General features: G+C 70.9%; 22 protein-coding genes. 10 read left to right on the top strand and 12 right to left on the bottom strand.

What is annotated here, in order from left to right; genetic code table 11:
- Positions 1-28: 28 nt before the first annotated feature.
- The 3 genes from ACIQOE_RS40080 to ACIQOE_RS40070 form a co-directional block, all read right to left on the bottom strand.
- Complete coding sequence (locus ACIQOE_RS40080) at positions 29-337, bottom strand: hypothetical protein (RefSeq protein WP_351328461.1); 309 nt, start codon at positions 335-337, stop codon at positions 29-31.
- A gap of 605 nt (positions 338-942) precedes the next feature.
- Positions 943-2,307 carry a S53 family peptidase gene (locus ACIQOE_RS40075; RefSeq protein WP_365575334.1) on the bottom strand — a complete coding sequence of 455 codons (1,365 nt, stop codon included), beginning with the start codon at positions 2,305-2,307 and terminating at the stop codon, positions 943-945.
- A gap of 268 nt (positions 2,308-2,575) precedes the next feature.
- Complete coding sequence (locus tag ACIQOE_RS40070) at positions 2,576-3,178, bottom strand: TetR/AcrR family transcriptional regulator (protein ID WP_363015455.1); 603 nt, start codon at positions 3,176-3,178, stop codon at positions 2,576-2,578.
- Between the two features lie 73 nt (positions 3,179-3,251).
- Between ACIQOE_RS40070 and ACIQOE_RS40065 the strand changes: the two genes are divergently transcribed.
- The 5 genes from ACIQOE_RS40065 to ACIQOE_RS40045 all read left to right on the top strand — a co-directional run bounded on the left by ACIQOE_RS40065 (position 3,252) and on the right by ACIQOE_RS40045 (position 7,951).
- On the top strand, positions 3,252-4,178 hold the full coding sequence (locus ACIQOE_RS40065; protein WP_401417015.1) for an oxidoreductase: 927 nt from the start codon (positions 3,252-3,254) through the stop codon (positions 4,176-4,178).
- A gap of 163 nt (positions 4,179-4,341) precedes the next feature.
- Entirely contained in the window at positions 4,342-5,103 is a 762-nt protein-coding gene (locus ACIQOE_RS40060) for an SDR family oxidoreductase (protein ID WP_362649932.1), read from the top strand.
- Between the two features lie 98 nt (positions 5,104-5,201).
- Positions 5,202-5,972: a trypsin-like peptidase domain-containing protein gene (locus ACIQOE_RS40055; protein ID WP_351939367.1), complete on the top strand. Its 771-nt coding sequence runs from the start codon at positions 5,202-5,204 to the stop codon at positions 5,970-5,972.
- Positions 5,973-6,045: 73 nt separating this feature from the next.
- Positions 6,046-7,065 carry a bifunctional lytic transglycosylase/C40 family peptidase gene (locus tag ACIQOE_RS40050; protein WP_351328473.1) on the top strand — a complete coding sequence of 340 codons (1,020 nt, stop codon included), beginning with the start codon at positions 6,046-6,048 and terminating at the stop codon, positions 7,063-7,065.
- A gap of 193 nt (positions 7,066-7,258) precedes the next feature.
- On the top strand, positions 7,259-7,951 hold the full coding sequence (locus ACIQOE_RS40045; protein WP_401417012.1) for a phosphatase PAP2 family protein: 693 nt from the start codon (positions 7,259-7,261) through the stop codon (positions 7,949-7,951).
- A 102-nt stretch (positions 7,952-8,053) separates the two neighbouring features.
- Here the strand turns inward: ACIQOE_RS40045 and ACIQOE_RS40040 are convergent, their stop codons facing one another.
- Positions 8,054-9,616 (bottom strand): FAD-binding oxidoreductase, encoded by a 1,563-nt coding sequence (locus tag ACIQOE_RS40040; protein WP_365575327.1) that lies wholly within the window; start codon positions 9,614-9,616, stop codon positions 8,054-8,056.
- Positions 9,617-9,982: 366 nt separating this feature from the next.
- Here ACIQOE_RS40040 and pstS point away from each other — a divergent pair, with 366 nt between their 5' ends.
- The 4 genes from pstS to pstB all read left to right on the top strand — a co-directional run bounded on the left by pstS (position 9,983) and on the right by pstB (position 14,136).
- Positions 9,983-11,116, top strand: a complete 1,134-nt coding sequence (pstS, locus tag ACIQOE_RS40035) for a phosphate ABC transporter substrate-binding protein PstS (RefSeq protein ID WP_351328442.1) — start codon at positions 9,983-9,985, stop codon at positions 11,114-11,116.
- 143 nt (positions 11,117-11,259) lie between these two features.
- Positions 11,260-12,267, top strand: a complete 1,008-nt coding sequence (pstC, locus tag ACIQOE_RS40030) for a phosphate ABC transporter permease subunit PstC (RefSeq protein ID WP_365559477.1) — start codon at positions 11,260-11,262, stop codon at positions 12,265-12,267.
- Positions 12,264-13,319, top strand: a complete 1,056-nt coding sequence (gene pstA / locus ACIQOE_RS40025) for a phosphate ABC transporter permease PstA (protein ID WP_351328438.1) — start codon at positions 12,264-12,266, stop codon at positions 13,317-13,319. The genes pstC and pstA overlap by 4 nt, the downstream gene beginning before the upstream one ends.
- 40 nt (positions 13,320-13,359) lie before the next feature.
- Complete coding sequence (pstB, locus tag ACIQOE_RS40020; protein WP_351328436.1) at positions 13,360-14,136, top strand: phosphate ABC transporter ATP-binding protein PstB; 777 nt, start codon at positions 13,360-13,362, stop codon at positions 14,134-14,136.
- 116 nt (positions 14,137-14,252) lie between these two features.
- Here the strand turns inward: pstB and ACIQOE_RS40015 are convergent, their stop codons facing one another.
- The 3 genes from ACIQOE_RS40015 to ACIQOE_RS40005 all read right to left on the bottom strand — a co-directional run bounded on the left by ACIQOE_RS40015 (position 14,253) and on the right by ACIQOE_RS40005 (position 16,933).
- The gene (locus ACIQOE_RS40015) at positions 14,253-15,161 is read right to left on the bottom strand and encodes a hypothetical protein (protein ID WP_401417009.1); all 909 of its coding nucleotides are present in this window, start codon (positions 15,159-15,161) and stop codon (positions 14,253-14,255) included.
- A 145-nt stretch (positions 15,162-15,306) separates the two neighbouring features.
- Positions 15,307-16,305: an inorganic phosphate transporter gene (locus ACIQOE_RS40010; protein WP_351328433.1), complete on the bottom strand. Its 999-nt coding sequence runs from the start codon at positions 16,303-16,305 to the stop codon at positions 15,307-15,309.
- 7 nt (positions 16,306-16,312) lie between these two features.
- Positions 16,313-16,933, bottom strand: coding sequence for a DUF47 family protein (locus ACIQOE_RS40005; protein ID WP_351328431.1), 621 nt, complete (start codon positions 16,931-16,933; stop codon positions 16,313-16,315).
- 197 nt (positions 16,934-17,130) lie between these two features.
- On the opposite strand from ACIQOE_RS40005, the gene ACIQOE_RS40000 reads away from it, so the two are divergent.
- Entirely contained in the window at positions 17,131-17,469 is a 339-nt protein-coding gene (locus ACIQOE_RS40000) for a metal-sensitive transcriptional regulator (RefSeq protein WP_351328429.1), read from the top strand.
- A 107-nt stretch (positions 17,470-17,576) separates the two neighbouring features.
- On the opposite strand, the gene ACIQOE_RS39995 is transcribed toward ACIQOE_RS40000, so the two are convergent.
- The 5 genes from ACIQOE_RS39995 to ACIQOE_RS39975 all read right to left on the bottom strand — a co-directional run bounded on the left by ACIQOE_RS39995 (position 17,577) and on the right by ACIQOE_RS39975 (position 22,793).
- Entirely contained in the window at positions 17,577-17,744 is a 168-nt protein-coding gene (locus tag ACIQOE_RS39995; protein ID WP_351328427.1) for a hypothetical protein, read from the bottom strand.
- 104 nt (positions 17,745-17,848) lie between these two features.
- Positions 17,849-18,703 carry a hypothetical protein gene (locus tag ACIQOE_RS39990; protein ID WP_365559475.1) on the bottom strand — a complete coding sequence of 285 codons (855 nt, stop codon included), beginning with the start codon at positions 18,701-18,703 and terminating at the stop codon, positions 17,849-17,851.
- 316 nt (positions 18,704-19,019) lie between these two features.
- Positions 19,020-19,436 (bottom strand): NUDIX hydrolase, encoded by a 417-nt coding sequence (locus tag ACIQOE_RS39985; protein WP_351328423.1) that lies wholly within the window; start codon positions 19,434-19,436, stop codon positions 19,020-19,022.
- Positions 19,433-20,455: a CHAD domain-containing protein gene (locus tag ACIQOE_RS39980; protein ID WP_365559473.1), complete on the bottom strand. Its 1,023-nt coding sequence runs from the start codon at positions 20,453-20,455 to the stop codon at positions 19,433-19,435. The genes ACIQOE_RS39985 and ACIQOE_RS39980 overlap by 4 nt, the downstream gene beginning before the upstream one ends.
- The gene (locus ACIQOE_RS39975) at positions 20,436-22,793 is read right to left on the bottom strand and encodes an RNA degradosome polyphosphate kinase (RefSeq protein WP_399012478.1); all 2,358 of its coding nucleotides are present in this window, start codon (positions 22,791-22,793) and stop codon (positions 20,436-20,438) included. The genes ACIQOE_RS39980 and ACIQOE_RS39975 overlap by 20 nt, the downstream gene beginning before the upstream one ends.
- Between the last annotated feature and the right edge of the window lie 164 nt (positions 22,794-22,957).

Genomic DNA, 22,957 nt, shown 5'->3' with positions numbered 1-22,957 from the left:
GAGCGGGGGAAAGGGAGGTGCAGATTGGCTAGACGGCCATGCCGTACACGATCGTGAACAGGGTGCCGAGTGAGCCGATGATGAAGACTCCGGTCAGTCCGGCGATGATGAGGCCCTTGCCCTGTTCCGCGCTGAAGGTGTCGCGGAGGGCCGTGGCGCCGATGCGCTGTTTGGCGGCACCCCAGACGGCGATGCCGAGGCAGAGCAGAATGGCGACGGCCATGACCACCTGGATCATCGTCTTCGCCTCGTTGCCCAGGCTGCCGAAGGGGCCCCAGTCCGGAGCGATCCCGCCGATGATGGTGTTGATGTCTCCCTTGTCGGCCGCATAGAACACGTAAGTCACCGCCCCTGGTGGGTAGTTCCGTTCGCCCCTGCCGGGTGCAGAGGTCACGCATCATTCTCGCCGAAAACGTCGCCGGAGTATGTCGACTTGACGTCATCGATTGGCGGGTTTCGTACGAAGGGATCGTACGGTCACTCTGTGTATCACGGCAGGTCACGCCGGGCAATGAGGCCTGAGCGGAACCTGTCGTGTGGTTCCGTCGTTGACCCCCTTTATGACCTGGCACGTTGGATGGCGGCCGGTCGGGTGAGGGGTCGAGACGATGTTCTCACGGTGACCGCGCGGACATGGCCGGTGGGCCCCGGCAGCAGCCGGGGCCCACGGGGGTGGTGACGGGAGGTCAGCCGGTGAAGGCGGTCACGCCTTGCGGGGTGCCGCTCGTGACGTCCTTGAGGGAGGCCCCGTTGGGGGAGTGGGGCGGGTGTTTAGCCCGACTCGCAGCCTTTTCAAGGGAGTTGCCCAGGTGTGCGAGGACGGGGAAAACGGGCCGCGGCTGGCTGCCGTGACCCGTTTCCCTTTGCGTGCCGCCGAGGGGACCCCACGTCCCCCTCACGGTGGCGGCTCCCCGTGACCCGACGGGGAGGTCCTGCCGGGGCTCAGCCGGTGAAGGCGCCGGTCCCCTCAGGGGTGCCCCAGCCGGTCGGGCCGTCATAGCCCGACCGGGCGGTGCAGAAGTACGACGTGGAGCACGAGCCGTTGGATCCGCTCGTCACGTCGTTCAGCGCGGAGGTGCCGGCCGCCGCGTAGGGGTACTGGGCCGGGTAGTCGCTCGCGGCCGGGGTGCCGGCCAGGGCGTAGACCGAGGCGATGATCGGGGAGGAGGCGCTGGTGCCGCCGTAGGTGTTCCAGCCGGTGCCGTCCGCGCCGTAGGAGTCGTAGACGGAGACGCCGGTGGCCGGGTCGGCGACGGCGGAGACGTCGGCGATCATGCGCTTGGCGCAGCCGGTGTCGGTCTGCCAGGTGGGCTTGGCGTCGTAGGCGGAGCAGCCGGAGCCGGTGCCCTCGGTGCTGGACGTCTTCCAGACCGACTCGGTCCAGCCGCGGCTGTTGGAGGAGGTCTTCAGGGCGGTGCCGCCGACGGCCGTCACGTAGCGGGAGCCGGCCGGGTACTCGGCGCCGTAGCCCTCGTCACCGGCGCTCGCGGTGATGGCCACGCCCGGGTGCTTGTAGTACGAGGTGTCGTACGACGTGTCCGAGGACGACTCGGAGCCGCCGTAGCTGTTGGAGACGAACTTCGCGCCCAGCTTGACGGCCTCGTTCACCGCGGTGCCCAGGTTGGCGTCGGAGGCCGACTTGGCCTCGACGAGCAGGATGCTGCACTGCGGGCAGGTCGCGCTGACCATGTCGAGGTCCAGGGACTCCTCTCCGGCCCAGCCGCTGTCGGCGGAGGGCAGCGAGGTGGTGGAGCCGGTCTGGGAGACCTTCTTGAAGCAGCCGTTGGACGTCGTGCAGGCGGACAGGCCGTAGTGCGAGCGGTAGGTCGCGAGGTCCGCCGCGGCGTTCGGGTCGTCGTAGGCGTCGACGATGGCGACCGTCTCGCCCGAGCCGTCGGAGGCGGCGGCGGAGGTGAGGCCGTAGGCCGACTGGATGTCGCTCGGGCCGTATCCGGTGGGGGAGGCGGACGCGGCGTCCGGCCGGACGGTCTTCGGGGTCACGCCCTTGAGCGCGGCCTGCTTCTCCATGTAGGCGGTGGTGCCGCCGGTGACCCGCAGGGCGTCGCACGCGGCGAAGCCCTTCTTCGGGGTGGCACCGCAGCCGGCCTTCTCGTATCGCACGTGGGCCTTGGCGACCTGGGCGGCGACGGTCCTGGCGCTGACCCCGTGGGTCGTCGCGGTGGCCGCGGTGGCGTGCGCGGCGGTGCCGAGTCCGGCCGCGAGCAGGGCGGCGGTGGCCGCGGCTGCCGAGCCGGCGAGGCGCCATCTGCCGCGTATGTGGGGGGTGTCGGGGGTGGTCGTACGCAACGTACAGCCTCCTGGAAGAGGGGGACAGAGGCCTGCGGGTGGGGGCCACCGGCGTGGTTGCCGGTGGGGGCGGCGGCCCGCGACGACCATCGCCTTGTTCAGTACGCGACAACAAGGTGGGTTTCGGAATTCTGACTTCCGCGTTACTGAAGGACGGCCGCGGAATACTGATCATTGGGCCGTGGATGGCCCGGTGTTGGGGTCCGATTGACCCGAGGGCGCCGTCACGGCCGTCGACGCGCGTCGACCGGGGCGTGCCGGGCCGTCGTCAGCGGGGCTTCAGGCCGTGCAGGACGTGGTGCACGTGTTCGTCCAGTCCGGCCATGGCCTCGTGGGCCGGCAGTGCGCAGCCGGCGATGAGGGCGGCGAGGCCGTGGATGCTCGCGGCCGCGACGAGCGTGAGCCGCTCCGGGTCGCCCTCGATGATCTCGCCCCGGGACTGCGCGTCGGCGACCAGGCGGGTGAAGGACCCCAAGGACGCGTCGATGACCTCGGCGGTCTGCACCGAGCTCTCCGGGTCGTGCTTGCGCGCGAACATCAGCTCCAGCAGCTCCGGGTGGTCCACCGCGAAGGTGAGGTAGGCCCGTGCCAGCGCGGTGACCCGCGGTTCCAGCGGTGCGGCCGGTTCGTCGGCGATGTCCAGGGCCCGTTGCAGGCGCTCGTACCCGCTGAGCGCGAGCGCGTCCAGGAGGGCCTGCTTGTCCTTGAAGTGGCGGCCGGGCGCTGCGTGGCTGACACCGATGTCACGGGCCAGTTCGCGCAGGGACAGCGCGGCGGTGCCCTTCTCGCGCAGGGTGCGCTCGGCGCTGGTGAGCAGCGCGGCGCGCAGGTCTCCGTGGTGGTAGGGGCGGCTGTGCGGCATGGAGGGCATCGTAACCCGTATGTTGGCGGTGGCATCTTTGTTGTCGTTGACAGCATTGTTGTCGACGCCTACATTGACCGCCATGGCTGAGAAAACTGGCACCTGGAACGCATCCGACCTCCCCGATCTCACCGGCCGCACGGCCGTCGTCACCGGCGCCAACAGCGGCATCGGCCGCACCGCCGCGGACGCGCTGGCGCGGGCCGGCGCGCACGTCGTCCTCGCGGTGCGGGACCCCGAGCGCGGGCGCGCCGCCGCCGCGGGGCTGACCGGCAGCACGGAGGTGCGCCGCCTGGACCTGGCGGACCTCGCCTCGGTACGGGAGTTCGCGGCCGGCTGGGACCGCCCGCTGGACCTGCTGATCAACAACGCGGGCGTGATGATGCTCCCCGAGCAGTCCACCGCGGACGGCTTCGAGATGCAGTTCGGCACCAACCACCTGGGCCACTTCGCGCTGACCAACCTGCTGCTGCCGTATCTCACGGACCGGGTGGTGACGCTCTCCTCCGGGCTGCACCGCGGCGGCGACGGCGTGATCCACTTCGCCGACGTCAACCTCCGCGGCCGCTACAGCCCGAACCGCGCCTACGCCCAGTCCAAGCTGGCCAACCTGCTGTTCACCCTGGAACTGCAGCGCCGGCTCACCGAGGCGGGCTCCCCGGTCCGCGCGCTGGCCGCCCACCCCGGCTACGCGGCCACCAACCTCCAGAGCCGCACCGCCAACCCGCTGGCCCGGCTCGGCATGCGCCTCGGCAACCTGGTCGTCGCCCAGGACGACCGCGCGGGCGCCCTTCCCACGCTGTACGCGGCGACCCAGGACCTGCCCGGCGCCAGCTACGTCGGCCCGGACGGCATGGGCGGGATGCGGGGCGCACCGGCGCTGGCCGGCCGCAGCCCGGCGGCGAGCGACCCGGTGGCGGCCCGCAGGCTGTGGACGCTGTCGGAGGAGATGACGGGCGTGACGTGGCCGCTCGGGGCCGGGGCCGTCCGGACCGCGACCGGCGGATGAGACCGCGCGGCACCGGCGGGCGGGCCCCGGCGGCGACCGCGCGGCGGGGCCGGTGACCGCCGCCCGGCACCCGGACGCCCGCGGGGCCGTCCCCGGCCGCCGGATACGGTGAGCGGGACACGACGGACACGACGGACACGACGGTTTTCCGGGAGGCGGCCGGATGGGCGGTGGCGTGGACTTCGCGCTCGGCGGGCGCACCGCCCTGGTGACCGGCTCCGTGCGCGGACCGGGCCTGGAGATGGCCCGGGGGCTGGCGGAAGCCGGCGCGCGGGTGGTCCTCAACGGCCGTGACCCGGCGGCGCTGGAGACGGTGGCCGGGCGCCTTCGCGACGAGGGCCTCGACGCGGTGGGCTCGGCGTTCGACGTCACCGACCGGGAGGCGGCCGAGGAGGCCGTGGACGCCCTCGGCGCGATCGACATCCTGGTCAACAACGTGGGCCACCGGGACCGGCGCGGGGGCCACGAGATGACCCCCGAGGAGCTGTCCGCGCTCCTGGACCTCCACCTGACCTCGGCGTACGCGCTGAGCCAGACGGTCGCCCGGGGCCTGGCCGCGCGGCACACCCCGGGCCGCATCATCAACGTCTCGTCGGTCGTCGGCCGGCTGGGCCGTACCGGGGACGTCGCCTACGCCACGGCGAAGGCCGGCCTGGACGGGCTGACCCGGGCGCTCGCGGCCGACCTCGGACCCAGCGGCACGACGGTGAACTCGGTGGCCCCGGGCACGTTCGTCACGGACGTCAACGCGGACCTGGCCGAGGACCCGGAGTGGGAGCGGTGGCTGCGCACGCGCACGGCCCTGGGCCGCTGGGGGCGCCCCGCCGAGATCGCCGGCATCGTCGTCTTCCTGGCGAGCGACGCGGCCTCCTTCATCACGGGCCAGACGATCGCGGTCGACGGCGGGATGACGACGACGTTCTGAGGCGCGGTTCACAGAAAAATCTCAGTGAAGCGGTTCACAGAAAAATCTCAGTGAAAGAGGGAACCGTTTCTCACCTTCCTGGGACACAGTGGGCGCTGATGAAGAGCACCTCGCGCATCTCTTCCGTCTCGCGCCGGCTCGCGCTCGGCGCGGCCGCCGTGCTGGCCGCCACCTCGGCGTCCGTGGCGGCCGCCGACGACGGCCCCGGGCCGTTCGGGGTGACCGCGCTGGTCGGGCCGACCGCGGAGAGCGCACGGGTCGGGGCGCTGTTCAGCGCCGACCAGGCGGGGAACCTGGCCGGGCACCACTTCTGCACCGCCTCCGTCGTGCACAGCCCGCGCCGCGACCTGATCGTCACCGCCGCGCACTGCGTGGACGGCGACGACGCGGGCGGGCTCGTCTTCGTGCCGGGGTACCGGGACGGGCAGGCGCCCTACGGGGTGTGGAAGGTGGCGGAGCGGTACCTGCCCGACGGCTGGGCGAAGGGGCGGGACGAGGACAGCGACGTGGCCTTCGCCGCCGTGGAGGAACGGGGCGGCAGGCAGGTCGAGGAGGTGACCGGCGCCAACCGGTTCGTCTCCGGCATGGCCACCGGGGCCACCGCGGTGACCGTCACCGGCTATCCCGACTCCCGCGAGGTGCCGGTGAGTTGCACCAACAAGCCGGTCGCGCACAGCGCCACGCAGCAGCGGATCGACTGCCCCGAGTTCACCGGCGGCACCAGCGGGAGTCCCTGGGTGAACGGCGACCACCAGGTGGTCGGGGTGCTGGGCGGGCACGAGCAGGGCGGTTCGACCGCCGACACGTCCTACAGCGTGGTGCTCGGGAGCGAGGCCGGCGAGCTGTACAAGGACGTCGTGACCGGTTGAGACGGTGTCAGGCACGCCTTCCTGCCGCTAAATAGCGCCACTCTCGGCCTAAATGGCGTTGAACAGCCCTGGCATGGGGGAGGGTTGGGGCGTGCGGAAAGTTTGGGTGATCGGTGGCGCGGCGGTCGGCCTCGGGCTGAGCTTCGTCATGCTGCTCGTGGTCGGGGTGTACGTCGTCGCCGGGAACCTGCTGGGCGGCGCCGGCGGTGCCGGCAAGGCGCTGGCCAAGGGGGCCGTTCCGGCCGCCTACTCCACGCTCGTGCAGAAGTGGGGCAACCTGTGCTCCGCGATCAACCCGGCCCTGCTCGCCGCGCAGCTCTACCAGGAGAGCGGGTTCAACCCGAGGGCGCAGAGCCCGGCGGCCGCGCAGGGGATAGCGCAGTTCATCCCGGGCACCTGGGCCACCCACGGCATCGACGGCGACGGTGACGGCGACCGGGACGTCTGGGACCCGAACGACGCGATCCCGTCGGCCGCCTCTTACGACTGCCAGCTCGCCTCGTACGTCAAGGACGTCCCCGGCAACGTCTCCGACAACATGCTCGCGGCCTACAACGCGGGCGCGTACGCGGTCATCAAGTACAAGGGTGTGCCGCCGTACAAGGAGACCCAGAACTACGTCAGAACGATCACCACGCTCGCGGACAGCTTCGCCGCGCCCGTCAGCCGGCTCTCCCCGACCAGGCAGGCCGCCGGCGCCATCGAGTACGCCCAGAACAAGCTCGGCACCCCGTACAAGTGGGGCGGCAACGGCACAGCTCAGGACGGTGGCCGGTTCGACTGCTCCGGGCTGACGAAGGCGGCGTACGAGAGCGTCGGGATCACGCTGCCGCGGGTCGCCAACGATCAGTACAACGCCGGTCCGCACCCCGCGCGCAACGAGCTGCTCCCGGGGGACCTGGTCTTCTTCTCCACCGACATGTCCAACTCCCGCGCCATCCACCACGTGGGCATCTACGTCGGCGGCGGCTACATGATCGACGCGCCCTACACCGGGGCGGTCATCCGGTTCGACCCCATCGACGGCGCCGACTACTTCGGGGCGACCCGGGTCACCGAGGATGGCGCGAAAGCGCTCCCGACCACGGTGTGAACGGAGCGTATAACCCACCCCCTGAGCTGGGGCTTTGTGTCTCTCTTCGATAACGTCTGCGTGATCATTCGGTGGAAGGTGGAACGTACTCAGGGGGGCCGTGCGTTCCTGTTGACGTAGCCGACCACGGGGGTGGCAGCGAGCGACGCACACGAGGTGCGTCCGGGACGACGACGAAGGGGCCGCAGGCACGATGGCTGTACTCGCCGAATCCGGATCCAACCCCGACGTCGACCTGCTCTACGACATCAACAGCCTGGCCAAGGACGCACCGCACTGGTTCGACCGGACCATGGAGTTCGTCGGCGAGTACGGGCTGCTGGTCGCGATGGTGCTGCTGGTGGTGTGGTGCTGGTGGTCCGTGCGGCGCCGGGGCGACGAGGACGCGGCGGGCACGGTGGCCGCGCTGGTGTGGACGCCGCTCGCCGCCGCGATCGCCGTCCTCGTGAACGTCCCCATCCGCGGCTTCGTCGAGCGGCCCAGGCCCTTCCTCACCCATCAGGGGCTGGACGTCCTGGTCTCAGGCAAGACCGACTACTCGTTCGTCAGCGACCACGCGACGATCACCATGGCGCTGGGCGTCGGCCTGTTCGTCGCGCACCGGAGGTTCGGTCTCGCGGGCATCGGCCTGGCGCTGCTGGAAGGGTTCTGCCGGGTGTACATGGGCGTGCACTACCCGACGGACGTGGTCGGCGGCTTCGCCCTCGGCACGGCGGTCGTGCTGCTGCTGTCCCCGCTGGCGACCGCCCTGCTGACGCCGGTGACGAAGGCGGTGGAGGGGTCCGCCCGGCTGGGGTGGATCGTGCGGAGGCGGTCGGCGGGGGTCGGACTGGTGCCCGGCGCCCGCACGCCGGTCGAGTCCGAGGAACGGGACCTGGCGGCGTAACCGGGACCCCGGGGCCCGCCCTGTCGGGGCGGGGGCCCCGTGCGGGCGCAGCTCGTACCGGGCGCCGCGGCGGTGATGTCCCTCCGCGACGCCCGCGGCCGGTTACAGCCCCTGCGCGGAGGAGAAGAACCGGTTCGGGTCGTACTGCGCCTTGACCTTGCCGAGCTTGGTCACCGCGTCCCCGTAGTACGCCTTCTTCCAGCCGGTCAGCGTCGGGTCCGCGTAGTTCTGGTAGGCCGCGCCGGAGGCGTAGGGCCGCATGGCGGTGTGCGCCGCGTCCAGCCAGGACTGGCCGGTGCTCCCGGAGGATCCGGCGCCCCAGGACACGATGTACTGCGCCAGCATCCGCGACCGCCGGTGCACGAATGCCGTCGCCGTCGGGGAGACCCGGTTGACCGCGCCGCCGAGCGCCGTGAACGCGATGCTTCCGGCGCCGCCCCGCACCGCGCCGATCTGCCGCAGCACGGTCTGGATGCCGGCCGCCGAGAGCGAGCGGTCGAAGAAGTCGGAGCGGGCCGCGTAGGTCTCGCGGCCCAGCCTGCCCGCCGTGGAGCGGCCCGGCGTGGCACCGGGCAGGTGGCACTGGGGCTCGGTGGCGAAGGAGGAGCAGCCGGCGTAGATCTCCATGGCCTCCTCGTAGCCGTGGCGGCGCAGGGAGACGGAGGAGGCGTTGGCGCCGGCCTTGTGGGCGAGGGCGTCCACCGCGTTCTGGAGTTCGCCGTACGTGCCCATGGAGAAGCAGGCGACGGAGACGCGCGGGCCGCTGCCGGAGTTCTCCAGGTGCAGCGACGACCAGATCTCGTCGGGCTGGGACGGTCCCCACTCCTGCCAGGCCTTCAGGACCTGCGCGGCCTTCGACCACGGCCAGGTCAGGTAGGCCGTCACGCCCTGCGGGGTCGGGTGCGTGCGGAACTGCAGCTCGGTGACGACGCCGAAGTTGCCGTTGCCGGCGCCGCGCAGCGCCCAGAAGAGGTCCTTGTTCGTCGTCGCGTCGGCGACGACCTGGGTGCCGTCCGCCGTGATCAGCGTCGCCCGGGTGAGGCTGTCGCAGGTCAGGCCGTAGGCGCGGGAGGCGACGCCGTGGCCGCCGCCGAGGACCAGGCCGGAGACGCCCACGGTGGGGCAGGAGCCCGCCGGGACGGTCACGCCCTTGGCGGCGAGGCCGCGGTAGACGTCGATCAGCTTGGCGCCCGCGCCGACGACCGCCGTGCCGCCGGAGACCCGGATGCGGTTCAGCTTGGAGACGTCGAGGATCAGGCGGCCGTCGCCTGAGGAGTAGCCCGCGTAGGAGTGGCCGCCGTTGCGGACCGAGACCTTCAGGTGGTGGGCCTGGGCGTACGACAGCGTGGTGCGGATGTCGTCGGCGTGGGCCACGTACGCCACGGCGGACGGCTTCAGTCCGTCGAAGCGGGTGTTGTAGAGCTGGTGGGCGGTCGTCCAGTTCGCGTCGCCGGGGCGGACCAGGGTGCCGTCCAGGGCGTGGGCCAGGGCGGTCCAGTCGGCCGCGGCCGCTGCGCTGGTGGTCTTCAGCGCCGTACGAGAGGATGTGGACGCGGGCGGTGCCCCGGTCGCGCGGGACGTGGGGGTGCTGCCGGAGCTGCACCCCGCCAGTGCGCTCGCCGCGAGGGCGGCGGCCCCGCCCGATATGAAGGAACGCCGTTCCATGCCCGTGCCTTTCGTCGGCTCTCGTGGGACGAGACGGCGTGCGTCGCACACGGGTTCCCGTGTCGGGGCGACGAGCGCTGTGACGTCGTACCGACTGCGATGGCGAACGGCGAATAAATGTTCGCGTAACCCGTTGGTTGGAACCGGCGCGTGCCCTCACCGTAAGCGTTCCGTGACCTAACCGGGTTGACGGCAGGGGTTCACCCTCCGTTTACCTATGGCCATCGGCGCCTTCACCTGTTCTGCCTAATTTCGGCCTTACCCGGTGCGGTGAGCGGCCATGAATGCACAGACAGGAGGCCCTCCCCCCACCACGATTACCTCGCACGCCGCCGACGGTGGCGCATCTGGAAGGAACTCCCGAAAGTGAAGCTTCAGCGCAAGAACCGGCTGCGCGCCCTGTCTCTCGGTGCTGTCGCCGTCACCGGTGCCCTGACCCTCTCGGCGTGCGGCTCGGACGACAACGGTGGCGGCAGCGGTTCTTCGAGCACCGCCTCGGCCTCCGCGAACGCCAGCTCGATCAAGTGCGACGACGCCAAGGGCCAGCTGCTCGCCGACGGCTCCTCCGCGCAGAAGAACGCGATCGACGCCTGGGTCAAGGCCTTCTCCCAGGCCTGTGGCGTGCAGATCAACTACAAGGGCTCCGGCTCCGGTGCCGGTGTGACCGCCTTCACGCAGGGTCAGGTCGCCTTCGCCGGCTCCGACTCCGCGCTGAAGCCGGAAGAGGTCACCGCCTCCAAGAAGGTCTGCGCCGGCGGCCAGGGCATCGACCTCCCGATGGTCGGCGGCCCGATCGCCCTCGGTTACAACGTCCCGGGTGTCGACAACCTGGTCCTGGACGCGCCGACCCTCGCCAAGATCTTCGACAGCAAGATCACCAAGTGGAACGACGCGGCGATCAAGAAGCTGAACCCCGACGCGAAGCTCCCCGACCTCAAGATCCAGGCGTTCCACCGCTCGGACGAGTCGGGTACGACGGACAACTTCACCAAGTACCTGATCGCCACCACCCCGGACAACTGGAAGTACTCCGGCGGCAAGGCCTGGCAGGCCAAGGGCGGCCAGTCCGCTCCGCAGTCCGCGGGTGTCGCCCAGCAGGTCAAGCAGACCTCCGGCGCCATCGGTTACTTCGAGCTCTCCTACGTCTCGGACGGCATCAAGGCCGTCTCGATCGACACGGGTGCCAGCAAGCCGGTCGCCCCGTCCACCGACTCCGCCACCGCCGACATCGCGGCCGCCAAGGTCGTCGGCACCGGCAAGGACCTGGCGCTCCAGCTGGACTACAAGACCAAGGCCGAGGGTGCCTACCCGATCACCCTGGTCACGTACGAGATCGTCTGCGACAAGGGCAACAAGGCCGACACCCTCCCGGCGACCAAGGCGTTCCTGCGCTACATCGCCTCCGAGGACGGCCAGAAGGTCCTCTCCACGATCGACTACGCCCCGGTTCCCGACGCCATCATCACCAAGGTCCGCTCCACCATCGAGGGCCTGAGCTAAAGATCCGCGAGTGCGGCCGAGTTCCGTGAGGAGCCCGGCCGCACCGTCCGGTGCACCGCCGCCCGGAGCCGTACGCCCGCACACCGGGGTGTGCGGCTCCTCCGAGCCGCCCGCCGGGGCGGCTCCGCAGACCGGAGAACCCGATGGACATATCGACACAGACGACAGACGCATCTCCTCCCACCCCACGACACGGCGCGGCCGAGCAGAAGCGCAACGCCCGGGGCGCCACCCGCGCGGGTGACCGGGTCTTCCTCGGTCTCTCCCGTGGTTCCGGCATCCTGCTGCTGGTGATCATGGCCGCGATCGCGGTCTTCCTCACCTACCGGGCCGCCCTCGCGATCAGCCGCGACCACGGCAACTTCCTCACCACCTTCGAGTGGAACACCAACCTCATCCCGCCGACCTTCGGCATCGCGGTGCTGGCCTTCGGCACGGTGGTCTCCTCGATCATCGCCATGGCCATCGCGGTCCCGATCGCCGTCGCGATCGCGCTGTTCATCACGCACTACTCGCCGCGCAGGCTCGGCGGCACCATCGGCTATGTGATCGACCTGCTCGCCGCGGTGCCGTCCATCGTGTACGGCCTGTGGGGCGCCCTGGTCCTGGTACCGCACATGACCGGGCTGTTCGGCTGGCTCGACAAGTACTTCGGCTGGACCGGGATCTTCTCCTGGGACGGCGGCGCGCCGCGTTCGATGCTGACCGTCGGCATCCTGCTCGCGATCATGATCCTGCCGATCATCACCAACGTGAGCCGCGAGGTCTTCCGCCAGGTCCCGCAGATGCACGAGGAGGCGGCACTCGCTCTCGGCGCCACGCGCTGGGAGGTCATCCGCATGTCGGTGCTGCCCTTCGGCCGCTCCGGCGTGATCTCCGCCTCGATGCTCGGCCTCGGCCGCGCGCTCGGCGAGACGATGGCCGTCGCCACCGTGCTCTCCCCGGACTTCGACATCCACGCCAGCCTGCTCAACCCGGGCGGCGGCACCTTCGCCCAGAACATCGCCAGCAAGTTCAGCGAGGCGACCGCGGACGGCCGTGACGCGCTGATCGCCTCCGGTCTGGTCCTGTTCGTCATCACCCTGCTGGTCAACGGCGCGGCCCGCTTCATCATCCAGCGCCGTGCGGAGTACTCGGGGGCCAACGCATGAGCACCGCAGCAGTCAAGCACCCGAGCAGCCTGCAGGGCGCCACCCTTCCCAAGTGGTCCCCCTACGCGATCATCGGCGGGTCCATCGTCCTCGGCGTGGTCATCGGCCTCGTCGGCGGCCTGGACAGCAAGATCCAGTGGGGTCTGATCGCCGCCCTCCTGTACATCGTCGGCACCTTCGCCATCGCCGCCAGGGTCGAGGGCCGTCGCCAGGCCAAGGACCGGATCGCGACCTCGCTGGTCTGGGTCGCGTTCATCATCGCCGTCATCCCGCTGGTCTCCCTGATCTGGGTGACCATCTCGCGCGGCGTGAAGGTCCTGGACTTCTACTTCCTCAGCCACTCCATGGGTGTGGTCGCCGACTCCGAGGCCGGTGGCGGCGCCTACGCCGCGATCATCGGCTCCCTGGAGCAGGTCGGTCTCGCCACCGTGATCGGTGCCCCGATCGGCATCCTCACCGCCGTCTACCTCGTCGAGTACGGCCGCGGCCGGCTCGCCAAGGCGGTCACCTTCTTCGTGGACGTCATGACGGGTATCCCGTCGATCGTCGCGGGTCTGTTCATCCTCAGCCTCATGCTGATCTTCGACATGCAGCCCTTCGGCTTCGCCGGATCGCTGGCCCTGGCCATCCTGATGATGCCGGTCGTGGTCCGCTCCACCGAGGAGATGCTCAAGCTCGTGCCCAACGAGCTGCGCGAGGCCTCGCTGGCCCTGGGCGTGCCGAAGTGGCGCACGATCCTGAAGGTGGTCCTGCCGACCTCCATCGGCGGCATCACCACCGGTGTCATGCTGGCCATCGCCCGTATCGCGGGTGAGACCGCCCCGGTCCTGCTGCTGGTGTTCGGCAACCCGTTCATCAACAACAACCCCTTCGAGGGTGCGCAGTCGTCGCTGCCGCTGTTCATCTACCAGCAGTACGCGAACAGCGCGGGTGCCAACGCCGCGTACGACCGTGCATGGGCGGCGTCGCTGACGCTGATCGCCTTTGTGATGATCCTGAACCTGGTGGCCCGCGGCATCGCCCGCTGGAAGGCCCCGAAGACCGGTCGCTGACGCGGCCCACGGCGACCGACTCCCTGGAAGTGAAGAAGTAATGTCCAAGCGAATCGACGTAAGCGGACTCACCGCCTACTACGGCTCCCACAAGGCCATCGACGACATCTCGATGAACATCGAGCCGCGCACCGTCACGGCGTTCATCGGCCCCTCCGGCTGCGGCAAGTCGACGTTCCTGCGCACGCTCAACCGCATGCACGAGGTCACCCCCGGCGGCCGCGTCGAGGGCAAGGTCCTCCTCGACGACGAGAACCTCTACGGTCCCGGCATCGACCCGGTGTCGGTCCGCCGCGAGATCGGCATGGTCTTCCAGCGTCCGAACCCGTTCCCCACCATGTCGATCTTCGACAACGTGGCCGCGGGCCTGAGGCTGAACGGCAACTACAAGAAGAGCCAGCTCAACGAGATCGTTGAGAAGTCCCTCAAGGGCGCGAACCTCTGGAACGAGGTCAAGGACCGCCTGAACAAGCCGGGCTCCGGCCTCTCCGGCGGTCAGCAGCAGCGTCTGTGCATCGCCCGCGCGATCGCGGTCGAGCCGAAGGTGCTACTCATGGACGAGCCCTGCTCGGCCCTCGACCCGATCTCGACCCTCGCCATCGAGGACCTGATCGGTGAGCTGAAGGAGCGCTTCACGATCGTCATCGTGACGCACAACATGCAGCAGGCCGCGCGTGTCTCCGACCGCACCGCCTTCTTCAACCTGGCCGCCGTCGGCCAGCCCGGCCGCCTGATCGAGATCGACGACACGGAGCGCATCTTCTCCAACCCGTCGGTCCAGGCGACCGAGGACTACATCTCCGGCCGCTTCGGCTGAGCCGGACCTGACCCCTCGCGGTGCTGCATGGCGGTGCCACCGCGAGGATGCAAAAGGGCCCGCCCCTGGCTCCCGGGGGCGGGCCCGTCCGCGTCTTTGGGCGGCTCCCGGGATCGTCAGTCGGCCGTCCACAGCCTGTGGACGGGGAACGCGTCCGGTTCCGTGCCCGACTCCCGCAGCCGGGCCCGAGCCCGTTCGACCATCCGGGGGCCGGTCAGTCCCATGTCCTGCGCGAGCCGCCTCCAGGTCACCGCGTCCGGCCGTCCTGCGGTCTCGTCCGGGAGGGGCCGTCCGGGCTCCGGTGCCGTGCCGCACGCGTGCGGGACCAGGGCGAGCGGCTCGTCCGCGGCCGCGAACCGGACCACCGAGGCCGTGCTCCGGTCCACCCGGGTGATCAGGCCGCCGGGAAACGTGGCCACGCCGCCCTCGAAGCCCAGCGTGCCCGCGCAGACCAGCGCCAGGGCGTCCGAGCAGTCGTGCACGGCGCACGTGGCGTACTCCCGGGCGGTCTCCGCCGCGACCGTCGTCCCCTCGGCCGAGGTCAGCGCGGACACGAACGCCCAGTGGCCGGCCGTGGCCCCGGGACCCACCAGGCAGACGGTGACGTGCTCCAGCGGGCCGAAGAGCGCCTGTACGGCGTCGCCCGCCGGTCCGGGCGGCAGCAGCCGCTCCGAGCCGCAGGCGCACGGGAACGGCCCGCCGACGGACACCACCTCGACGGCGGGGCCGTCCAGCTCCCGCCGCAGCGCGGCGAGCGTGTCCAGGACGGCGGCGGTCGGCAGCTCCCGGTCCACCAGCACCAGCCGGACGCCCGCCGCGTGAGCCGCCCGGACCCAGTCCAGGTCCTGCGAGAGCCCGGCCAGCACCTCGGGGGTCACCCGGACGACGCCCTCCGGGCCGCCGGCCGGTGCGAGTACGGCCCGGCCCTCGTCACCGACGAGCACGACGGTCGGCACCCGCTCCGGCGGGCCGGGCGGCCGTGCCATCGCCACGGCCGCGAAGTCCCCGAGGCCGTTGCCAGCCATGACATGCATCGTCCCTGCCCGCTGACCCACCGGACGTCTCACCGGTCCCGTTCTCCGCGGCCGTGCCGGACGCACGGCCTCCCACCCGCATGATCACATCGGGAGGCGGACGGCGGCGGGCACGGCGGCGTGCCGGGCGCGGTGGCTACAGGAACGCGAGGTCCACCAGGCCGAAGGCCGCGGCCGCCACCAGGGCGGCGGCGGGCATCGTGATGAACCAGCCCAGGACGATGTTCTTGGCCACGCCCCAGCGGACCGCGTTGACGCGCTTCGTGGCGCCGACGCCCATGATGGCCGAGGTGATGACGTGGGTCGTGGAGATCGGCGCCTTGAAGAGGAACGCCGTGGTGAACATGATCGACGCGCCCGTCGCCTCGGCCGCGAAGCCCTGCGGGGGGTCGAGTTCGATGATCTTGCGGCCGAGGGTGCGCATGATGCGCCAGCCGCCGGCGTAGGTGCCGAGGGAGAGCATCATGGCGCAGACGATCTTGACCCAGACCGGGATCGGGTCGCCGTACGTCTCGTGGCCGGAAATCACCAGTGCCATGACGACGACGCCCATCGTCTTCTGGGCGTCCTGCAGGCCGTGGCCGAGGGCCATGCCGGCCGCCGAGACGGTCTGGGCGATCCGGAAGCCCCGCTTCGCCTTGTGCGGGTTGGAGCGGCGGAACAGCCACATGATGGCGGTCATGACCAGGTAGCCGAGGAACAGGCCGACGACGGGCGACACGAACATCGGGATGATGACCTTGTCGACGACGCCGTTCCACAGGACGTCCGTGCCGCCGGCCAGAGCCGCGCCCACCAGGCCGCCGAACAGCGCGTGCGAGGAGGACGAGGGCAGGCCGAAGTACCAGGTGACGAGGTTCCAGACGATCGCGCCCACCAGCGCCGCGAACAGGATGCCCATGCCGCTGGAGCCCTTGGGGGTCTCGATCAGACCCTCGCTGACCGTCTTGGCGACCCCGGAGCCCAGGAAGGCGCCCGCGAGGTTCATCACGGCGGCCATCGCCAGCGCCGCACGCGGTGTCAGCGCCCGGGTGGAGACCGAGGTCGCGATCGCGTTCGCCGAGTCGTGGAAGCCGTTCGTGTACGTGAAGAAGAGCGCGACCAGAATGGTCACGACGAGCGCGAAGGTGTCCATCGACGCCTCAGGACTCCTTGACCGCGATGGTCTCCACCGTGTTCGCCACGTGCTCGAACGCGTCCGCCGCCTCTTCCAGGACGTCCACGATCTGCTTCAGCTTCAGCACCTCGATCGCGTCGTACTTGCCGTTGAAGAGGTGCGCGAGCAGCTTGCGGTGGATCTGGTCGGCCTGGTTCTCCAGACGGTTGACCTCGATCCAGTACTCGGTGAGGTTCTCCATCGTGCGCAGGTTGGGCATCGCCTCGGCGGTGAGGTCGGCGGCCCGCGCCAGCACCTCGATCTGCTGCTCGACGCCCTTGGGCAGCTCCTCGACGTTGTAGAGGACGACCAGGTCGACGGCCTCCTCCATGAAGTCCATGATGTCGTCGAGGGAGGACGCGAGGGCGTAGATGTCCTCGCGGTCGAAGGGCGTGATGAACGAGGAGTTCAGCTGGTGGAAGATCGCGTGCGTGGCGTCGTCACCCGCGTGTTCCGCTGCCCGCATCCGCTCCGCGATCTCGGCCCGGGCAGACGCGTCCGCCCCGAGCAGTTCCATCAGGAGCTTCGAGCCCGTGACGATGTTGTCCGCGGATGCGGCGAACATGTCGTAGAAGCTCGTCTCCCTGGGGGTCAGACGAAAGCGCACGTGGGGTCCTCGGTATGCATGGGTTTCGGTCAGGCTGATGCTAGGCGCATCATCCGGCCACGGCTAATGGGCCGTCCTCCAGTGTCACCCATCGGGCGCGGTGATCAGCACGGGGGCGTCCCGAGGGCCCTATACCCAGCAAAGTTCGTTACCATATACCCACTAGGGGTATATGTATCGGCACAGCGGAGGACGCGATGACGACCACCGAGGCCGGCGCCACGAAGCCCTCCGGGCACGGGGCTCCGGCGGCCACGCACGGCTACCACAAGCAGAAGGACGAGCACCTCAAGCGGCTGCGCCGGATCGAGGGCCAGATCCGTGGCCTGCAGCGCATGGTCGACGAGGACACCTACTGCATCGACATACTCACCCAGGTCTCCGCCTCCACCAAGGCCCTGCAGTCGTTCGCGCTGCAATTGCTGGAGGAACACCTGCGGCACTGCGTCGCCGACGCGGCCGTCAAGGGTGGTGCGGAGATCGACGCGAAGGTGGAGGAGGCCACCCAGGCCATCGCCCGCCTGCTGCGGACCTGAGACCCCGGACCCGGAGCCGCCCGCCGGGGGCCGCGGCCGCTGACCTGAAATCGCCGACCCGGGCCCTGACCCGGCCCGCCGCCCCGGCCTCGCGGGCCCGGCCGGACTCAGGCGTCCTCGCGCTCCTCGGCGACGCGCAGCACCTCGTCGATGCTCTCCAGGCTGAGCCGGTCCTCGGCGGCGGACGCGGCGATGATCAGCTCTCCGCACAGCTCGATCTCGGCGAGGGCCACGTGGTCCTGAACTGCCGTACCGCCGACCGGAGCCACGTGCATCACCTCTTCTCTGCCGTCACCGACTTCCTAGAGTAGGGAGCGGTCTACACACCGCGCATGGCACGGACGGGCTAGTTCACAGGTTGTACAGAGCCGATCCCGGACTAGTGCGCTGGCTGGTTTTCGGCGATCCTGCCGGCGTAGATGTCCCGGGAACGCGGCAACTTTACGTCCACCGGTGTGCCGAAGTCGTACAGCAGGGTCGTCGAGGCGACCGCCACCGTGCCCTTGCTGCTGTCGTTGACGAAGCTGAACCGCTGCCGCAGCTTACGGAGGCGGCCCTGGTCGTCGAGGTACGCGTCGAACGGCACCTCGGCCGTGGCGAACCCTTTCGCCGCGGCGGCCAGCGCCGGCCGGTTGCCGGCGGAGGCGGCGCGGGCGGCGGCCGCCAGGTCGGCGGTGCCCCGGTAGTGCCGGACCTCGGTCCCGGCGACCTCGGTCCTGCCCAGATAGGCCGCGGTGCGGGTGCCGAGGAGCAGTTCGGCCGCGGCGAACGGGTCGGTGGCGCCGCCGGTGACCAGGTTGCCGTCGGACAGGCTCGCGGTCTCCACCCTGACCCATTTGTCGGCGGGCACCCCGGCGCCCCTGTTCTTCATGAACAGGGCGCCCGGCGCGAGGAGTTCGGTGATCGGGCGGTGCTCGGGGGTGCCGGCGGGGTCCTGCGGGAGGACGACGGTGAGTTCGCCGAGCTGATGGCGGTAGTCGTAGCGGCCCTCGCCGCGGATGGTGACCCGGGTGCCGCCGGCCGCCATCTCCATCGACGTCGTCGCCCTGGAGGTGGCGGCGGCCCGCAGGGTGTCCGCCGCGCGCTCGAGGACGGCGACCGCGGTGTCGCCCGGTCCGCCGCCGGCGCCCTCCGCCGAGGCCCCGCCGCAGCCGGTCGCGCACGTGCCGAGTCCGACCATGAGTCCCACGGTGACGGCCGTCCTTCCGGCCCGCCTGTGCTGCCGCCGATCCATCGCCTGCCTACCCCCAGCCGGTACGTCCGTCACGGGCCCCCTGTCGTTCCGCTTAACGAGGGGTGGCAGGGCCCGTCACGCATACCGGCCCTTTACCGGGGGTGGGTAACGTTGTCGGAGTGGCGCAGAAGGACGGTTCCGATCGGGGCTTGCAGGGGCAGAGGCACGACACGAGCCTGGTGGAGCACGGGCCGTTCTGTTACGCGCGGTGCGTGTGCGGGTGGCGCGGCCCGGCGCGCCGGGCCCGGAGTCTCGCGCGGACGGACGGCGCGGGACATGTGGCCGAGGGCGGCTGAGGAGGATCCCGTCCGCTGCCCTAGGGGGCGTTGTGGAGCGAGGCCAGGAGTTCGTCCACCAGTTCGGCGTCCCTGGGCTGGGTGAGCCGCCGCCTGGCCTCCTGAGGGCGCAGCCACAGGATCCGGTCCACCTCGTGGTTGGGCGTGAAGTGGCCCTCTCCCGCCTCTCCCGCCCAGTAACGGACCTGCTTGGGGCGGCCGTTGGCGTAGTAGAGGGCCGTGGACAGCTCACCGCCGAGGCGGGCCGCGTACCCGGTCTCCTCCGCCACCTCGCGCAGCGCGCCCGTCACCGCGTCCTCGCCGCGCTTGAGCTTGCCCTTCGGGTGGGACCAGTCGTCGTACTTGGGGCGGTGGACGAGGCAGACCTCCAGGTCCCCGTCCACCGGTGACCGGCGCCACAGGACGCAGCCGGCCGCCAGCACCGGGGTGTCGTTCACACCGCCTCCACCCGCTGCTTCTGCCACGCCTGCTGGAACGCGAACCGGGCCGCCTCCACCTCGTGCCGCTGGTCGGCGTGGAGCACGCCGAGGGCGTAGGCGGTCGCAGGCGCGATGCGCGGGGTGCGGGCGGCGGCCGCCGCGGCCGCGGCCGCCTCGGAGGCGTCGCGGTGCCGGTTCAGGGCCTGGCCCGCGGAGAGCAGCCGGACGTCCACGGGGGCGCCGCCGCCGCACAGCACCTCGCGGGCGTAGCGGTGCAGCCGCAGCAGCAGGCGGACCTGGTGCCAGGGACCGTCCTGGGGGTGCGGGGCCGGGTCCGGGGACAGGCCGTGGACCAGGGCCTCGGCGTTGTACGGGTGCCCGGCGGTGACCAGCGGGAGGCCGGCGACGGCGTCGGTGAGGCGTTCCTCCGCCGCCGAGGCGAGCGGGCGCAGGTCGGCCGTCGGGGCCGCAGCGGTCAGCGGGACCTCGCTGGCCAGGACCGCGACCTTGTCGGCGACCGCGTGGAAGCGGGAGGAGCCGAGCGCCTGGAGCGCCGTGGAGTGGGCCCGGGTGCGGGCCAGGGTGAGCTGGCGGTCGAGCAGGGCGCCCGCCTTGGCCGCGCCGACGGTGAGGCTGCCGCGCTCGACCGTGCCCTCCGAAGTGGCCTGTCCCGGAAGGGTCGTGGAACCGGAGAGCCGGTGGAGCGCCAGCAACAGGCGCTCCAGTCTTGCCTCATAGGCGTGTTCGAGGCCCAAGGTGCCCGACAGCCAGGCCAGTTCGGGACGGATCTCCTCCGACCAGTCGGTTTCGAGGAGCGGGCGGAAGGTGTGCAGGCTGCCGCTGATGCGCCGGGCGGAGCGGCGCAGCGCGCGGGCCGCGTCGACGGACTCCTCCGCCGTGCCGGCCGGCCCGGTCTCCCGGTGCAGGCGCAGCGCGCGGAGGAACTCCGTGGCCTGGGCGCGCAGGTAGCCCGCGAGGGCGTCCCCGGTCACGACCCGGGCCGTCGGGTCCGTCGGTTCAAGGTGTTGCTGTGCCACGCCGGCGCCTCCGGGCGTCTATGAGCATCTCCTGGATGTTGCGCAGGGGCTGTCCGTCCGCGTCGGTCGCGTGCCGGGTCCACTCGCCGTCCGCGGCCAGGTGCCAGGAAGAGGTGGAGTCGGACATACCGGTTTCGAGGAGCCGGATGAGCGAGGCTCGGTGGGCCGGGTCGGTGACCCGGACCAGCGCCTCTATCCGGCGGTCGAGGTTGCGGTGCATCATGTCGGCGCTGCCTATCCACACCTCGGGTTCGCCGCCGTTGCCGAAGGCGAAGAGCCGGGAGTGCTCCAGGAAGCGGCCGAGGATCGAGCGGACCCGGACGTTCTCCGAGAGTCCCGTGACGCCCGGCCGGATCGCGCAGATGCCGCGGACCCAGATGTCGACCGGCACGCCCGCCATGGACGCGCGGTACAGGGCGTCGATGATCGCCTCGTCGACCATCGAGTTGACCTTGATGCGGATGAACGCGGGACGGCCGGCCCGGTGGTGCTGTACTTCCTTGTTGATCCGCGCGATCAGCCCGTCGCGCAGCGACTTGGGGGCCACCAGCAGGCGGCGGTAGGTCTCCCGGCGCGAGTAGCCGGAGAGCCGGTTGAACAGGTCGGACAGGTCGGCGCCGACCTGGGTGTCGGCGGTCAGCAGGCCGAGGTCCTCGTAGAGCCGTGCCGTCTTCGGGTGGTAGTTGCCGGTGCCGACGTGGCTGTAGCGGCGGAGCGTCTCGCCCTCCTGGCGGACCACCAGGGACAGCTTGCAGTGCGTCTTCAGGCCCACCAGGCCGTAGACGACGTGGCAGCCGGCCTCTTCCAGGCGCTTGGCCCACTTGATGTTGGCGTGCTCGTCGAAGCGGGCCTTGATCTCGACCAGGACGAGGACCTGCTTGCCGGCCTCGGCGGCGTCCACGAGCGCGTTGACGATCGGGGAGTCGCCGGAGGTCCGGTACAGGGTCTGCTTGATGGCGAGGACGTCCGGGTCCTCGGCGGCCTGCTCGATGAAGGCCTGCACGGAGGTGGAGAAGCTGTCGTACGGGTGGTGCAGCAGGACGTCCCGCTCGCGCAGCGCCGCGAAGATGTCGGGCGCGGACGCCGACTCGACCTCGGCGAGGTCGCGGTGGGTGCCCGCGACGAACTTGCGGTACTTCAGCTCCGGCCGGTCCAGGCCGTGGATGCGGAACAGGCCGGTCAGGTCGAGCGGGCCGGGCAGCGGGTAGACCTCGGCCTCGGACACCTTCAGCTCGCGGACCAGCAGGTCCAGGACCTCGCGGTCGATGGACTCCTCGACCTCCAGGCGCACCGGCGGCCCGAAGCGGCGCCGCATGAGTTCCTTCTCCAGGGCCTGGAGCAGGTTCTCGGCGTCGTCCTCCTCGACCTCCAGGTCCTCGTTCCTGGTGAGGCGGAAGGCGTGGTGCTCCACGACCTCCATGCCCGGGAACAGCTCTTCCAGGTGGGCGCCGATGACGTCCTCGATGGGGACGTACCGGCCCGTGCTGCTCTCCAGGAAGCGGGACAGCGACGGCGGCACCTTGACCCGGGCGAAGTGCTTGTGGCCGCTGACCGGGTTGCGGACGACCACGGCCAGGTTCAGCGAGAGGCCCGAGATGTACGGGAAGGGGTGCGCCGGGTCGACCGCCAGCGGGGTCAGGACCGGGAAGATCTGGTGCCGGAAGAGCGTGAAGAGCCGCGCCTGCTCCTTCTCGGTCAGCTCCGCCCAGCGGACCAGGTGGATGCCCTCCTCGGCGAGCGCGGGCGCGATGTCCTCGTGGTAGCAGGCGGCGTGCCGGGCCATCAGCTCGCGGGAGCGGGCCCAGATCATCTCCAGCACCTCGCGGGGCTGCAGCCCGGAGGCGGACCGGGTGGCCACGCCGGTGGCGATGCGGCGCTTCAGGCCCGCGACCCGGACCATGAAGAACTCGTCCAGGTTGCTCGCGAAGATCGCCAGGAAGTTGGCCCGCTCCAGCAGGGGCGTGTTCGGGTCCTCGGCGAGTTCCAGGACCCGCTCGTTGAACGCGAGCCAGCTGCGCTCCCGGTCCAGGAAGCGGCCCTGGGGCAGCTGGGGCCCGTCGTGCGGGGCCTCCTCGTACGCGTCGAGGTCCGCGTCGATGTCGGGTTCGAGGTCGGAGACCGCCGCGGCCACGGTGTGCGGGCGGTGCGCGGCTATGGAGCCTACGGAGGGCTGGGCGTGCTGGACCTCGGCTGCCTGGGCGTTCTGCTGACTCATGACCCCATTCTTCCGCGCCCGGGGCGTGACAGGCGCGTCGGAACGGGCGGGTGGGAGCTGGACGACCCCGTTTCCCGCGAACCCCTGCGGGTTCGGCGACGGCTCTGGCACGGCGGGTTTCATTGGCTGAGCGTCGCAAGTCAGCCTGAACCAATGGTTACGAAGACATGGCGTACGGGATAGCTGCGGGAGGCTCACGGACGTCGAAGATCGGGCCGCGGCGTTCTCCGGGATCACGAAAGCGACGTTCGGGTACGACCTTCCCACGGACCCCGTGCGCCCTGCCG

It is taken from the genome of Streptomyces sp. NPDC091282 (assembly GCF_044757385.1).
Classification (GTDB): domain Bacteria; phylum Actinomycetota; class Actinomycetes; order Streptomycetales; family Streptomycetaceae; genus Streptomyces; species Streptomyces gramineus.
This window is presented reverse-complemented; position numbering and strand designations above follow the sequence as displayed.